This is a genomic window from Chenggangzhangella methanolivorans (assembly GCF_019797865.1).
GTDB lineage: Bacteria > Pseudomonadota > Alphaproteobacteria > Rhizobiales > Methylopilaceae > Methylopila > Methylopila methanolivorans.
In genome coordinates this window covers 2,408,643-2,421,890 of record NZ_CP081869.1, presented here as the reverse complement: position 1 = coordinate 2,421,890, position 13,248 = coordinate 2,408,643, and the positions used below count along the sequence as shown (strand labels likewise).

Annotated in this window: 11 protein-coding genes and 3 pseudogenes; 8 read left to right on the top strand and 6 right to left on the bottom strand. The window is 70.9% G+C overall.

Annotated features, from left to right (window positions below):
- Positions 1–31: 31 nt before the first annotated feature.
- A pseudogene (locus K6K41_RS12685) lies at positions 32–926 on the bottom strand (tyrosine recombinase).
- A 38-nt stretch (positions 927–964) separates the two neighbouring features.
- Complete coding sequence (locus tag K6K41_RS12680) at positions 965–1,171, bottom strand: hypothetical protein (protein WP_261405329.1); 207 nt, start codon at positions 1,169–1,171, stop codon at positions 965–967.
- 165 nt (positions 1,172–1,336) lie between these two features.
- On the opposite strand from K6K41_RS12680, the gene K6K41_RS12675 reads away from it, so the two are divergent.
- From K6K41_RS12675 to pgm, 6 genes and pseudogenes are all read left to right on the top strand, one after another.
- On the top strand, positions 1,337–1,969 hold the full coding sequence (locus K6K41_RS12675) for a shikimate kinase (RefSeq protein WP_261405328.1): 633 nt from the start codon (positions 1,337–1,339) through the stop codon (positions 1,967–1,969).
- The gene (aroB, locus tag K6K41_RS12670) at positions 1,966–3,093 is read left to right on the top strand and encodes a 3-dehydroquinate synthase (RefSeq protein ID WP_261405327.1); all 1,128 of its coding nucleotides are present in this window, start codon (positions 1,966–1,968) and stop codon (positions 3,091–3,093) included. Before K6K41_RS12675 ends, aroB begins: the two co-directional genes overlap by 4 nt.
- 123 nt (positions 3,094–3,216) lie before the next feature.
- Positions 3,217–4,125: a sulfate adenylyltransferase subunit CysD gene (cysD, locus tag K6K41_RS12665; RefSeq protein ID WP_261405326.1), complete on the top strand. Its 909-nt coding sequence runs from the start codon at positions 3,217–3,219 to the stop codon at positions 4,123–4,125.
- A gap of 190 nt (positions 4,126–4,315) precedes the next feature.
- Positions 4,316–6,216 (top strand): annotated as a pseudogene (gene cysN / locus K6K41_RS12660) (sulfate adenylyltransferase subunit CysN).
- 124 nt (positions 6,217–6,340) lie between these two features.
- Positions 6,341–6,847: a retropepsin-like aspartic protease family protein gene (locus K6K41_RS12655; protein ID WP_261405325.1), complete on the top strand. Its 507-nt coding sequence runs from the start codon at positions 6,341–6,343 to the stop codon at positions 6,845–6,847.
- A gap of 78 nt (positions 6,848–6,925) precedes the next feature.
- Positions 6,926–8,575, top strand: a complete 1,650-nt coding sequence (gene pgm / locus K6K41_RS12650) for a phosphoglucomutase (alpha-D-glucose-1,6-bisphosphate-dependent) (RefSeq protein ID WP_261405324.1) — start codon at positions 6,926–6,928, stop codon at positions 8,573–8,575.
- Positions 8,576–8,965: 390 nt separating this feature from the next.
- Here the strand turns inward: pgm and K6K41_RS12645 are convergent.
- Positions 8,966–10,169, bottom strand: a pseudogene (locus K6K41_RS12645) (acyl-CoA dehydrogenase).
- A 134-nt stretch (positions 10,170–10,303) separates the two neighbouring features.
- Between K6K41_RS12645 and K6K41_RS12640 the strand changes: the two are divergent.
- Positions 10,304–11,383, top strand: a complete 1,080-nt coding sequence (locus tag K6K41_RS12640) for a glycosyltransferase family protein (protein ID WP_261405323.1) — start codon at positions 10,304–10,306, stop codon at positions 11,381–11,383.
- Entirely contained in the window at positions 11,316–11,570 is a 255-nt protein-coding gene (locus K6K41_RS12635) for a hypothetical protein (protein ID WP_346433455.1), read from the top strand. Before K6K41_RS12640 ends, K6K41_RS12635 begins: the two co-directional genes overlap by 68 nt.
- Positions 11,571–11,639: 69 nt before the next feature.
- Here the strand turns inward: K6K41_RS12635 and K6K41_RS12630 are convergent, their stop codons facing one another.
- From K6K41_RS12630 to K6K41_RS12620, 3 genes are read right to left on the bottom strand one after another with little or no spacing between them, the layout of a single operon-like run.
- Positions 11,640–11,912 carry a hypothetical protein gene (locus tag K6K41_RS12630; RefSeq protein WP_261405321.1) on the bottom strand — a complete coding sequence of 91 codons (273 nt, stop codon included), beginning with the start codon at positions 11,910–11,912 and terminating at the stop codon, positions 11,640–11,642.
- A gap of 22 nt (positions 11,913–11,934) precedes the next feature.
- A complete protein-coding gene (locus K6K41_RS12625; protein ID WP_261405320.1) occupies positions 11,935–12,147 on the bottom strand; it encodes a hypothetical protein in 213 nt (70 codons plus the stop codon).
- Positions 12,099–13,196 carry a KpsE/RkpR family capsule polysaccharide export protein gene (locus tag K6K41_RS12620; protein ID WP_261405319.1) on the bottom strand — a complete coding sequence of 366 codons (1,098 nt, stop codon included), beginning with the start codon at positions 13,194–13,196 and terminating at the stop codon, positions 12,099–12,101. Before K6K41_RS12620 ends, K6K41_RS12625 begins: the two co-directional genes overlap by 49 nt.
- Positions 13,197–13,248: the final 52 nt, after the last annotated feature.

The window sequence follows — 13,248 nt, the reverse complement described above, 5'->3', positions numbered from 1 at the left end:
TGCGAATATAGGCCTGCGCGACGGCGCGGCCTCAGGCGCTCTCGTCGCCGAGCGGGTGGAGGTCGCGCACCATGGCGCGGGCGCGCTCGTCGAGCACGTGGGTGTAGATCTGGGTGGTGGCGATGTCGGCGTGGCCGAGCATCTGCTGCACGGCGCGCAGGTCCGCGCCGTTCTGCACGAGGTGGCTGGCGAAGGCGTGGCGCAGCACGTGGGGGCTGACCTTGTCGGGCGAAAGCCCTGCGCGCGCGGCCGCCGCCTTGAGCTCGCGGGCGAACGCCTGCCGTGTGAGATGGCCGCTCTCCCCGCCCGCCGGGAAGAGCCATGGGCCCCCGGCGTCGCGGCCGCGCGGCGTCGAGCGCGGCGAGATAGTCGGTCATGGCGGTCTTGGCGATCGGGGTCAGCGGCGCGAGGCGCTCGCGGCCGCCCTTGCCCTTGATCGCGATGACCGAGGCGCCGGGCCGGGCGGCCGAGCGCGGCAGGCCGACCAGCTCGGACACGCGAAGCCCCGCGCCATAGGCGAGCTCGAGCAGGCAGACCAGGCGGGCGGCGGCGAGCCTGGCGCGCGGCGTCGGCTCGGGGCCGGGATCGGCGGCGGCGGCGATCAGCGCGTCGAGGTCCTCGGGCCGCATCGTCTTCGGCAGCGGCCGCCCGCGCCGCGGCCCCTCGAGCGAGGCCGTCGGGTCGTCGCCGCGGATCGCGTCGGCGTAGAGGAACTTGTGGAGCTGGCGCACCGCCGAGAGCTTTCGCGCGGCCGAGGAGGCGGCGAAGCCCTGCGCCGAAAGATCCGCCAGATGCGCCCGGACGTCGTCGGCGTCCGCCGTCGCGGGCTCCCGGCCGCGCGCGGCCAGGAAGGCGGCGTAGTCCGAAAGGTCGCGCTCATAGGCGTCGAGCGTGTTCTTCGCGGCGCCGCGTTCGGCGCTCGCCATCTCGAGGAAAGCGTCGAGATGGCGTCGCGCCTGCGCCTTCACGGGGTCGCCGCCGCCCCGGCCGACGTCTCGGCGCCCGCCGTCTTCGGGTTCTTGGAGGCGGCCTCGACCGGCTGGGGCCGCAGCTTCTGCGCGGGAATCGTCACGCTCATGTCGCGGGCGCGCGGCGTGACGAAGGTCGCGAGCGCGTAGAGCGAGGCGTAGCCGAGAGCCGCGATGGTCGCGATCGCCGTCAGGAAACGCATGAGACTCGGCATGATGTCCGCCTGTGTGGACCGCCCAGCCTACCTAACCAGATAGGCGCGCCCGAGAACATAGCAGCATCGGCGGCGCGCCATTGTGTCGGGTCAAGCTTTAGGAATAGGTTGCGGCCCGCAAGCGCCCCCGCATGGCGCGTTTCGGTTCAACCTATGGCGGCGATGCAACAACTCGACGACGGACGCGCGCGACCCGACCTGCAGCATGGCGGCTCCGACGACCGCGACCTGACGCAGGTCCGCGAGGCGCTCGCCGGCCGATCGGTGGTGCTGATCGGCATGATGGGCTCGGGCAAGACCTCGGTCGGCCGGCGGCTCGCGGCGGCGCTCGACATGCCCTTCGTCGACGCCGACGCCGAGATCGAGCGCGTCGCCGACATGTCGATCCCCGAGATCTTCGAGCGCTACGGCGAGTCCTTCTTCCGCGACCGCGAGGCCAAGGTGGTGGCGCGCCTGCTGGAGGAGGGCCAGAAGGTGCTCGCGACCGGCGGCGGCGCCTGGATGAACCCTGACACGCGGGCGCGGATCGGCGAGGCCGGCGTCTCGGTCTGGCTCTCGGCCGAGTTCGACGTGCTGCTGCGGCGCGTGAGGAAGCGCGGCGGCCGGCCTCTGCTCGCGCGCCCCGACCCCGAGGGCACGCTGCGGCGCCTGGTCGACGAGCGCTACCCGACCTACGCGCTCGCCGACGTCACCATCCAGTCCCGCGACGCCCCTCATGAGCGCACCGTCGGCGACCTGATCGAGGCGCTTCGCAGCGCCCCGGCCCCGCGCGGGAGCGCCTCGTGAGCGCCGCGGCCCTGGCCGAACGGGTCGAGGTCGCGCTCGGCGAGCGCGCCTACGACATTCTCATCGGCCCCGGCGTCCTCGCGGAGACGGGCGAGCGGATCGCGGCGCTCGGCGCGCGCACGGTCGGGATCGTCACAGATTCGAACGTCGCCCCGCTCTATCTCGCGGGCATCGAGCGCTCGCTCGAAGCCGCGGGCCTCGCTCACGCGAGCGTCTTGGTCCCGGCCGGCGAGGCCTCGAAGCGGTTCTCCGAACTCGAGCGCGTCGTCGACGCGCTGATCGCCGCGCGGGTCGAGCGCGGCGACGTGGTGCTGGCGCTCGGCGGCGGCGTGGTGGGCGACCTCGCGGGCTTCGCGGGCGCGGTCGTGCGGCGCGGCGTGCGCGTGGTGCAGGCCCCGACCAGCCTCCTGGCGCAGGTGGACTCCTCGGTCGGCGGCAAGACCGGCATCAACTCGCCCCGCGGCAAGAACCTGATCGGCGCCTTCCACCAGCCGAGCCTCGTGCTCGCCGACACCGCGAGCCTCGACACGCTGCCCGAGCGCGAACTGCGCGCGGGCTACGCCGAGGTCGCCAAATACGGGCTGATCGACGACGAGCCGTTCTTCGCCTGGCTCGAGGCCAATCCGCGGGCCTGCTTCGTCGAAGGCCCGGACCGCATCCGCGCGATCGCGACGAGTTGCCGGGCCAAGGCCGCGGTGGTGGCGCGCGACGAGCGCGAGACCGGCGACCGCGCCTTGCTCAATCTCGGCCACACCTTCGGCCATGCGCTCGAGGCCGACGTCGCCTATGACGGCGCGCGGCTGATCCACGGCGAGGGCGTCGCCATCGGCATGGCGATGGCGTTCCGCTTCTCGGCCGCGCTCGGCCTTTGCGCCGCCGCCGAGGCGGAGCGCGTCGAACGCCACCTCAAGGCCGTGGGCCTGCCGACGCGCGCCGCCGAGATCCCGGGCGGGATCGGCGACGCCGCGACGCTGTTCGGCCACATGATGCAGGACAAGAAGGTCTCGCGCGGCAAGCTCACTTTCATTCTGGCGCGCGGCGTGGGACGGAGCTTCGTCGCGCGCGACGTCATGGCCGACGACGCGCTGGGATTCCTGAGAGGCGAGCTCGGCGAGGCGCGATAACCTGCGCGTGAAACGCCGCATTGCCTCCCGATTGCAAAATCCATTAAGTGCGGTTCGTCCCCCCGCACGCCTCTACGCCGATCGACTGACATCCCTGTCGGGCCACGAGAACGAAAGCCGCTGATGTCCTCAAACCTATCCGTGCATCTGAAGCGGCTCGAGGCGGAGTCGATCCACATCATCCGGGAGGTCGCGGCCGAATTCCGCAATCCCGTGATGCTCTATTCGATCGGCAAGGACAGTTCGGTGATGCTTCATCTCGCGATGAAGGCGTTCTACCCGTCCAAGCCGCCGTTCCCGCTGCTCCATGTCGACACGACGTGGAAGTTCCGCGAGATGATCCAGTTCCGCGACGAGACCGCCAAGCGCCTCGGGATCGACCTCATCGTCCACATCAACGAGGACGGCGTGAAGCGCGGCGTCTCGCCGATCGCCTCGGGCTCGAACGTCCACACCCAGGTGATGAAGACCGAGAGCCTCCGCCAGGCGCTCGACAAGCACGGCTTCGACGCGGCCTTCGGGGGCGCGCGGCGCGACGAGGAGAAGAGCCGCGCCAAGGAGCGCGTGTTCTCGTTCCGCACGGCCAACCACGCCTGGGACCCGCGCAACCAGCGCCCCGAGCTCTGGCGGCTCTACAACACGCGCGTGAAGCAGGGCGAATCGATCCGCGTGTTCCCGATCTCGAACTGGACCGAACTCGACGTCTGGCAGTACGTGCAGGCCGAGAACATCCCGGTGGTGCCGCTCTATTTCTCGGCGATGCGCCCGGTGGTGGAGCGCGGCGGCACGCTGATCATGCGTGACGACGAGCGCCTGCCGCTCGAGCCCGGCGAGACTCCGCAGGAGAAGCTGGTGCGTTTCCGCACGCTCGGCTGCTACCCGCTCACCGGCGCGATCGAGAGCACCGCGACGACGCTCGACGACATCATCGCCGAAATGCTGGCCTCGACCACGTCCGAGCGCCAGGGCCGCCTGATCGACAGCGACGAGGCCGGCTCGATGGAGAAAAAGAAGAAGGAGGGGTACTTCTGATGACGTCGCGCGACCGCCTCCATGATCGAACTGCGTGCTTCGAGACGCCCGCGAAGCGCGGGCTCCTCAGCATGAGGACCGGTCAGTTTTCGGATCTCCCCAACCATCCTCATGCTGAGGAGCCGATCGCAGGTCGGCGTCTCGAAGCACGCACTTCGCTTGTCCGTCTCGCTGTCGTGGAGCTGACCTCGTGATCCAGGCCGCTCCCGCCTCCACGACCGCGATCGCCGAATCGGCCTCCGCGAAGTCGCTGCTGCGCTTCATCACCTGCGGCTCCGTCGACGACGGCAAGTCGACGTTGATCGGGCGCCTGCTCTACGACACCAAGCTGATCTTCGACGACCAGCTCTCGGCGCTCGAGAAGGACTCGAAGAAGTACGGCACCACCGGCCCCGCGATCGACCTCGCGCTGCTCGTCGACGGCCTCGAGGCCGAGCGCGAGCAGGGCATCACGATCGACGTCGCCTACCGCTACTTCGCGACCGCCAACCGCACCTTCATCGTGGCCGACACGCCGGGCCACGAGCAGTTCACCCGCAACATGGCGACCGGCGCCTCGACGGCGGGCCTCGCCGTCATCCTGGTCGACGCCCGCAAGGGCGTGCTGACCCAGACGCGGCGCCACTCCTTCATCTGCTCGCTGCTCGGCATCCGCCATATCGTGGTGGCGATCAACAAGATCGACCTCGTGGACTACTCCCACGTAGCCTTCGCGGAGATCGAGGAGGAGTATCGCGACTTCGCCGAGCAGCTCGGCTTCGAGAGCATCACCCCGATCCCGATCTCGGCGCTGACCGGCGCCAACGTGTCGGAGCCCTCGGACCTGATGCCGTGGTATTCCGGCCCGACGCTGCTCGAGCATCTCGAGCAGGTCGACGTCGACACCGACCTCACCGAGCGCCCGTTCCGCTTCCCCGTGCAGTGGGTCAACCGGCCGAACCTCAACTTCCGCGGCTTCTCGGGCACGCTCGCGACCGGCCGGGTGAAGCCGGGCGACGAGGTCGTGGTGTCGTCCTCGGGCAAGACCTCGAAGGTCGTGAAGATCGTCACCATGGACGGCGACCTCGACGAGGCCGAGGCCGGCGACAGCGTGACGCTGACGCTCGCCGACGAGGTCGACATCGCCCGCGGCGACGTGCTCGCGCCGGTGGGCGACCGGCCGGACGTCGCCAACCAGTTCTCCGCCAAGCTGATCTGGATGGAGGAGGACCGGCTGTTCCCGGGCCGCTCCTACCTGCTCAAGCTCGCGACCAAGACGGTTCCGGCGACTGTCACGGCGCTCAAGCACAAGATCGACGTCAACACGCTCGAGGAGCTGGCGGCCAAGACGCTCGCGCTCAACGAGATCGCCGAGGTCAACATCGAGACCGGGACCGCGATCGCGTTCGACTCCTACGCCGAGAACCGCGACACCGGCGCCTTCATCCTGATCGACCGCGAGACCAACGCGACGGCCGGCGCCGGCATGATCATGCACGGCCTTCGCCGCGCGACGAACATCCATCGCCCACGCCACCACGGTCGACCGCGCGGCGCGCTCCCGCATCAAGCGGCAGAAGCCCGCGATCCTCTGGTTCACGGGGCTGTCGGGCTCGGGCAAGTCCACCATCGCCGACCTCGTCGAGCAGAAGCTCGCGGTTCGCGGCCAGCACACCATGCTGCTCGACGGCGACAACGTCCGTCACGGCCTCAACAAGGACCTCGGCTTCACCGACGCCGACCGCGTGGAGAACATCCGCCGCGTGGGCGAGGTGGCCAAGCTCTTCGTCGAGGCGGGCACGCTCGTGATCTGCTGCTTCATCTCGCCGTTCGAGGCCGAGCGCGAGCTGGTGCGCAGCCTCGTGGGCGAGGGCGAGTTTCCTCGAGATGTTCGTCGACACCCCGCTCGAGGTCTGCATCTCACGCGACCCGAAGGGGCTCTACAAGCGCGCGCTCGCCGGCGAGATCCCGAACTTCACGGGCGTCTCCTCGCCCTACGAGGCTCCGAAGGCGCCGACGCTTCACATCGTGACGGCCGAGGCCTCGCCCGAGGCGCTCGCCGACAGGGTGATCGAGGCGCTGATCGAGCGTGGCCTGATCGACCCGGCCTGAGCTCTCCGGTAACCCGACGTTCGCCATGCGGGCGGACGCGCGGGCCGCGTTAACCGGTCCGTGAGCGGGCCGGAACATCCTCTCTCCCCGACGCGTGGATCGCGGATCGGGGAGGCGTCGTCCTGTGATCAAGGTCGTACTTCTGGCGGCCGGCCTGTCGGTCGCCGCCGCCTGGCTCGCCGCGGACGGCATCCGCGCCGCGCTTCCGGGCGCGCCCTCCGCGCCGCTCGCGGCCCGCGCCACGCTCGAGGAGCCGCGCGCCGGAACCGCGACCCTGCGCGCCGACGCCGACGGCCATTTCCGCGTGGACGCCACCGTCGGCGGCAAGCGCGTGCCGATGCTCGTCGACACCGGCGCGACCGTGGTGGCGCTCTCCCACGAGATCGGCGAACAGCTCGGCCTCGTCTCTGGCCTCGACCGCTACGACGCGCGCGTCTCGACCGCCAACGGCTCGGTGGGCGCCAAGCGCGTCGTGCTGCGCGACGTCCGCGTCGGCTCGGTGAAGGTCGACGAGGTGGCGGCCGTGGTGCTGGCCCCCGGCGCCATGGACGGCGCGCTGCTCGGCATGAGCTTCCTCGGGCGCCTGCGCCGCCTCGAAACCTCGCGCGACCGGCTGACGATGGAGCGGTGAGGCGTAACGTCTCCGCCGCTTGAAATCCCAAGCGCCCCGGCCGAATTTGCTCCCGCGTTCAGTGAGGAGCACCGCCCCGTGTCAGCCGACGTCAGCCCGCTCGCCGGAAAACCCATCGAGCCGGAGCGGCTCGTCGACGTGCCCGCGCTGATGACGGCCTATTTCACCGCCCGGCCCGACATGGAGGATCCCGCCCAGCGCGTCGCCTTCGGCACGTCCGGGCACCGCGGCTCCTCGTTCGGCGGCGTCTTCACCGAGAGCCACATCGCGGCCGTGACGCAGGCGGTCTGCGACCATCGCGCCAAGGCCGGGATCGACGGGCCGCTCTATCTCGGCAAGGACACGCACGCGCTTTCCGAGGCCGCCTTCGCCACCGCCCTCGAGGTGCTGGCCGCGAACGGCGTCGAGACCCGGATTTCGGACGGCGCGCGCTTTGCGCCGACGCCCGCGGTGAGCCACGCGATCCTGACCCACAATCGCGGCCGGACCTCGGGCCTGGCCGACGGCCTCGTCATCACGCCCTCGCACAATCCGCCGGACGACGGCGGCTTCAAGTACAATCCGCCGAACGGCGGCCCGGCGGGCGGCGAGATCACCTCGGTCATCGAAAAGGCGGCGAACGCGCTGATCGAGGGCGGGCTCAAGGACGTGAAGCGCACGCCCTTCTTCAGGGCGCTCAAGGCGTCGAACGTGAAGGGCCACGATTTCCGCGGGGCCTATGTGGCCGATCTCAGGAACGTCGTCGACATGGAGGCGATCCGCGCCGGGGGGGTGAGGATCGGCGTCGATCCGCTCGGCGGCTCGGGACTGGAATACTGGGAGCCGATCGCCGAGGCCTACGGGCTCGACCTCACGGTCACCAACGCCGCGATCGACCCGACCTTCGGCTTCATGACCGCGGACTGGGACGGCAAGGTCCGGATGGACTGCTCGAGCCCCTACGCCATGGCCAAGCTGATCGAGCTCAAGGACCGCTTCGACGTCGCCTTCGCCAACGACCCCGACGCCGACCGGCACGGCGTCGTCGCGCCCTCGGTCGGGCTGCTGAACCCCAACCACTATCTCGCGGCCGCGATCTCCTATCTCGCCAAGCACCGGCCCGACTGGTCGGGGTCGCCTGCGATCGGCAAGACGCTGGTGTCGTCGAGCGTGATCGACCGCCTCGCGGCGCGGCTCGGCGTCCGCCTCGTCGAGGTGCCGGTCGGGTTCAAGTGGTTCGTGGACGGGCTCGTCGACGGCTCGCTGTTCTTCGGCGGGGAGGAGAGCGCCGGCGCCTCGTTCCTGCGCCGCGACGGCACGGTCTGGACCACCGACAAGGACGGCCTGATCCTCGGCCTGCTCGCCGCCGAAATGACCGCGGTGACGGGCAAGGATCCGGGCGAGATCTACAAGGGCCTGACCGACGAGCTCGGCGCGCCGATCTATGAGCGCGTCGACGCCCCGGCGAGCCCGGAGCAGAAGGCCAAGCTCAAGAAGCTGTCGCCCGCCGACATTCCCGGCGACAGCCTCGCGGGCGAGCCGATCCGCGACCGCCTCACCAAGGCGCCGGGCAACGGCGAGGCCTTCGGCGGCGTCAAGGTGACGACCGAGAACGGCTGGTTCGCCGCGCGGCCCTCGGGCACCGAGAACGTCTACAAGATCTATGCGGAAAGCTTCCTCGGCGCCGACCACCTGAAGCGCATCCAGAGCGAAGCCCGCGAGATCGTCTCCAAGGCGCTTGCCGGATGAGCGATGTCGCGATCGCCGTCGGAATGACGGCGGGCGTGATCCTGGTTCTCTTCGGGCTTCTTATGGCGTTGCGCCAGCGGCTGGAGCGGCGCCGCGGCCGCCCGGCTCGGCGCCGGCGCGATTCGGGCGACGCGGAGTCGGGCTCTGACTCCGGAACGATCCGGGACTCCGGAAGCTCGCGAGGCGATTCCGGCGGAGCCTCGCGCGACGGTCCCGACGGCGGCGGCGGATCCTCCGGCGGGGGCGGAGCCTCGAGCGGCTGGAGCGGCGGCGGGGACAGCGGCGGCGGAGGTGACGGCGGGGGCGGAGGCGGCGGCGATTGAAGCCGCCATGAAAGGCCGAACCCCTCCGCCGTCACGCCCGCGTAGACGCGGGCCTGACGGTCGCCGCTCAGAACGCCGAAAAGCCCGTCTGTGCGCGTCCCAGGATCAGCGCGTGGACGTCGTGCGCGCCCTCGTAGGTGTTCACCGCCTCGAGGTTCTGCGCCACCCGCATCACGTCGTAGTCGTCCGAGATGCCGTTGCCCCCATGGATGTCGCGGGCCTCGCGGGCGATGGCGAGCGCCTTGCCGCAATTGTTGCGCTTGATGAGCGAGATCGCCTCGGGCGCAAGCTCGCCCTTGTCCATCAGGCGGCCGGCGCGAAGGCAGAGATGGAGGCCGAGCGCGATCTCGGTCTGCATGTCGGCGAGCTTCTTCTGGACGAGCTGGGTGGCTGCGAGCGGCCGGCCGAACTGCCGGCGCCCGAGCGCGTAGGTTCGCGCCGCATGCCAGCAGAACTCTGCCGCGCCCATCGCGCCCCAGGCGATGCCGTAGCGCGCGCGGTTGAGGCAGCCGAACGGGCCCTTGAGCCCGGAGACGTTCGGCAGAAGCGTCTTCGGAGACCTCCACCCCCTCCATCACGATCTCGCCCGTGGGCGAGGCGCGGAGCGAGAGCTTGCCCTCGATCGCAGGCGTGGAGAGGCCCTCGGCCCCGCGCTCCAGCAGAAAGCCGCGGATCTTGCCGCCATGCGCCTCGGACTTGGCCCAGACCAGCAGGAGGTCGGCGATCGGGGCGTTGGTGATCCAGGATTTCTGCCCCGTCAGCCGGTAGCCGCCGGCGGTCTTCTCGGCGCGGGTCCGCATGCCGGAAGGGTCGGAGCCGGCTTCGGGCTCGGTGAGGCCGAAGCAGCCGATCGTCTCGCCGCTCGCCAGCCGCGGCAGCCATTTGCGGCGCTGCGCCTCGTCCCCATAGGCGAACACCGGATACATCACGAGCGAGGACTGGACGCTCATGGCCGAGCGATAGCCGCTGTCCACGCGCTCGATCTCGCGCGCGGAGAGCCCGTAGGCCACGTAGCCGACGCCCGCGCCGCCATAGTCGGCCGGCAGCGTCGCGCCCAGAAGGCCGAGCGCGCCCATCTCGGCCATGATCGCGCGGTCGAAACGCTCGTGGCGATAGGCGTCGCGCACCTGCGGCGCGAGGCGCGTCTCGGCGAAGCCGCGCGCGGTGTCGCGGACGAGCCGCTCGTCCTCGGCGAGCTCGCCTTCGAGGTCGAACGGATCGCTCCACTCGAACTGGCGTCGTTCGTCGGTCTCGGCGCGGCGCTCGTTCATTCCGTCGCTCCTGTGATCGGGGCCCGGCGGCGCGCTCATTATCGGGTCCGGCGGCGCAGAGAAAACTCCCGCGGCCGGGCGCGCCCGTGGTAGTCGCGTTGAGACGCTCATCTCCGGAGACGCCACGCTTTTCCATGACCCGCACCGTCCTCGACGTCACGCGGCTGCTCACCCGGGCGGGCCATCCGGTCGCGACCGGCGTCGACCGGGTCGAGCTCGCTTATGCGCGCCGGGCGCTCGCGCAGGAGGCCGCGCGCGTCGGCTTCGCGGCGATCGTCGGCCGCAGGGCCGCGCCGCTTCCGCGCGAGGACGTCGCCGCCTTCGTCGCCGCGCTCGACGCCAAATGGAGACGCGGCCGCGCGGGCGGGACGGCGACGGGCCGCCTCGAGGCGCGGCTCGGCGCGACGTTTCCCGAAACCGCGGACGCGCCGCCCGCGCCCCCCGGCAAGGACGAGGCGCTGTCGCGCGCGCTGCGGCTGCGGCTCAAGGCCATGACGTCGCTGCGCAAGCCCGCGGTCGCGGCGGGCGAGCGCTATCTCCACGTCTCGCACATCCGGCTCGACCAGCCCGAGGTCTTCGAACGGATCGCAAGCGCGGGCGCGCGCCTGTCGATCCTCGTCCACGACCTCATTCCGATCCGCTTTCCCGAATATGGCCGGCCGGGCGAGGACGCCCGCCACCGCCGGCGCATGACGACCGCGATCCGGACCGCCTCCACGCTGATCGCGAATTCCGCCGAGACCGCCCGCGACCTCGCGGCCTTCGCGCAGGAGATCGGCGCGGCGTCTCCGCCGGCGGTCACGGGGCTGCTCGGGATCGAGGCGGGCTTTTCGGCCGGCGCGCCGGCGCTGGCGGCTGCAAAGCCCTACTTCGTCGCGCTCGGCACCATCGAGCCGCGCAAGAACCATCTGCTGCTGCTCCATCTCTGGCGACGGCTCGCGGAGCGGCTCGGGGCCGACGCGCCGACGCTCGTCGTCGTCGGGCGGCGCGGCTGGGAGAACGAGATGGTGGTGGACCTGCTCGAGCGCTCTCCCGCGATCCGCGCCCATGTGGTCGAGGCCAACGACCTGCCGGACGCCGCGCTCGCGGCGCTCGTGAAGGGAGCGCGCGCGCTGCTGTTTTCCGAGCTTCGCGGAAGGCTACGGGCTGCCGCTCGCCGAAGCGCTCGCGCTCGGGGCGCCGGCGCTCGCGAGCGATCTGCCGGCCTTCCATGAAATCGCGAGCGAGCGCGTGGACTATCTCGACCCGCTCGACGGTCCCGCCTGGGAGCGCGCCGTGACTGAGCTGTTGGCCGCCGCCTCGCCGCGCCGCGAGGCGCTTGCGGCCCGCGCCCAAGGGTTCGTCGCCCCCGACTGGGACGCGCATTTCCGCGCCGTCGCGGACGCGACCGGCCTCGACTGAGCGCTGTCCGGAAACGAAAAAGGCGGGCCCTTCCGGGCCCGCCTTCGTCAGACGAGAGACGTGACGGCCTCAGGCCGTGTGGTCGCGGATGCCGTAGAAGATCAGGACGCCGATCGCCCAGGCGAGCGCCGAGCAGAGCAGCACCAGCAGCACCATCTGCAGCCGCGCCGGATAGAGCGAGTCCTCGGGCAGGTGCGGCTCGACATAGGTGGCGAGGTAGCGGGTCTGCTGTTCGGCGCGCATGCGGGCCGATTCGACCGCGGTGGCGGACGCCGTATAGGCGTTCGTCGCGAAGGTCTGTTCGGTCTGCAGCGCCTCGAACTCGGCGAGCGAAGCCGACATCACGCCCTTCTTCTTGAGATCGTCAAGCTGGGAGCCCGATCTTGGCCTTCTCCTGCTCGATCTGGGAGCGAAGGGCGTCGGCGCTCTGGCGCAACACCCGCACCGACGGCGCGTCCTTGTTGAGGAACGCGGTGCGGCCGGCGATGTCGGCCTCCTGCGTGGCGAGCTGCTGCTCGAGGCCCGCGATCAGCGTGCTGCGCGCGGTGGCCGCCGTGGTGGGATCGGTCTGGCCCATGCGGTCGCGATAGTCCTGCACGGCCTTGCGGCGAACTTCAGGCGCAGCTCCGCGCGCGACAGCTCCTGCTTGGCGAGCGAGATCGCGTCCTCGCGCGAGCGCTCGGAGAGCTTGTTGACGAGCTTCTCGCTCTCGCGGACCGTCTCGCGCGCGATCTTGAGCGCCTCCTCCGGTGTGAAGGCGCGCACGGTGAGCGTGATGGTGCTGGAGACCGGCTCGAAATAGACCCAGGTGCTCGAATTCCAGTAGTTCGTCAGGTGCTCGATCGTGTCTTCGAAATCGTAGGGCCGATACTTGGCGATGAAGTCGGCCTTGTCGTTCGTGTAGACCGCGCGCAGGTCGAGCGAGCGCTGCAGGTTCCCGACGAGCTGGGTGCTCTCGATGAACTGCGAGACGATGTAGCTGTCGCTGATCGTGCCCGCGTCTCCCGTGGAGCCGAGGCCCGTCAGCATGCTGAGCGCGTCGGTGGCGCTCGGGGCGGCGTCCGGGCCGCGCACGGCGAAGCGGGCTTCGGCGACATATTGCGGAGCCGCGATCAGGCCGTAGTAGATCGTGGCGAGCGCCGTCGGCAGCGCGATCGCCAGCATGGCCGAGATCTTGATGTAGTTCTTCTTGCCTGCGGCCACGCCGATCTGCGCGGCGGGCGGCGGCGGCGCGATCTCGCGGTCAGGATCGATCCGCGCAGGCGGATCGCGGCGCGGGAGCGCCACGACGGTGCTGGTGGTGGTGGGGCGCAGTCCGCGTTCGGGCTCGACGGGACGCGCCTGGTCGGCTGACGCGGCGGCGGCCGCGGCGGCGCGCTGCATCCGGCGGGCGGCGCGCGCTCCAAGGCCGTCGCCGCGTCCGCCGCGGGAAGGCTCCTCGGGCGCGACGGGCGCAGGCGCGGCGGCCTCGACGCGAGCAGACGCCGGCTCGACGCGCTCCGCCGGCGCGGCGGCCTGGGCTTGACCCCGCGCGGCGCCAGCCTCAGCGAGCGTCTTGAGTATCGACCTCGCCCGCGCGCCGAGCGGCACGTCTACGGCGACCGGCTTTGCGAGATTTTCTGTCATTCTGCCCGACGACCTTGGTTTCGTTCGCCCGCAGGAAAGCCTCGGTCGCTTC

Bases quoted from the DNA above. Each gene is read 5' to 3' on its own strand.
- K6K41_RS12640 (WP_261405323.1), top strand. From the start codon at position 10,304: ATGACCCGCACCGTCCTCGACGTCACGCGGCTGCTCACCCGGGCGGGC.
- K6K41_RS12630 (WP_261405321.1), bottom strand. From the start codon at position 11,912: ATGTCGGCTTCGCTCGCCGAGTTCGAGGCGCTGCAGACCGAACAGACC.
- cysD (WP_261405326.1), top strand. From the start codon at position 3,217: ATGTCCTCAAACCTATCCGTGCATCTGAAGCGGCTCGAGGCGGAGTCG.
- K6K41_RS12625 (WP_261405320.1), bottom strand. From the start codon at position 12,147: ATGGGCCAGACCGATCCCACCACGGCGGCCACCGCGCGCAGCACGCTG.
- K6K41_RS12680 (WP_261405329.1), bottom strand. From the start codon at position 1,171: ATGCGTTTCCTGACGGCGATCGCGACCATCGCGGCTCTCGGCTACGCC.
- K6K41_RS12675 (WP_261405328.1), top strand. From the start codon at position 1,337: ATGGCGGCGATGCAACAACTCGACGACGGACGCGCGCGACCCGACCTG.
- K6K41_RS12620 (WP_261405319.1), bottom strand. From the start codon at position 13,196: ATGACAGAAAATCTCGCAAAGCCGGTCGCCGTAGACGTGCCGCTCGGC.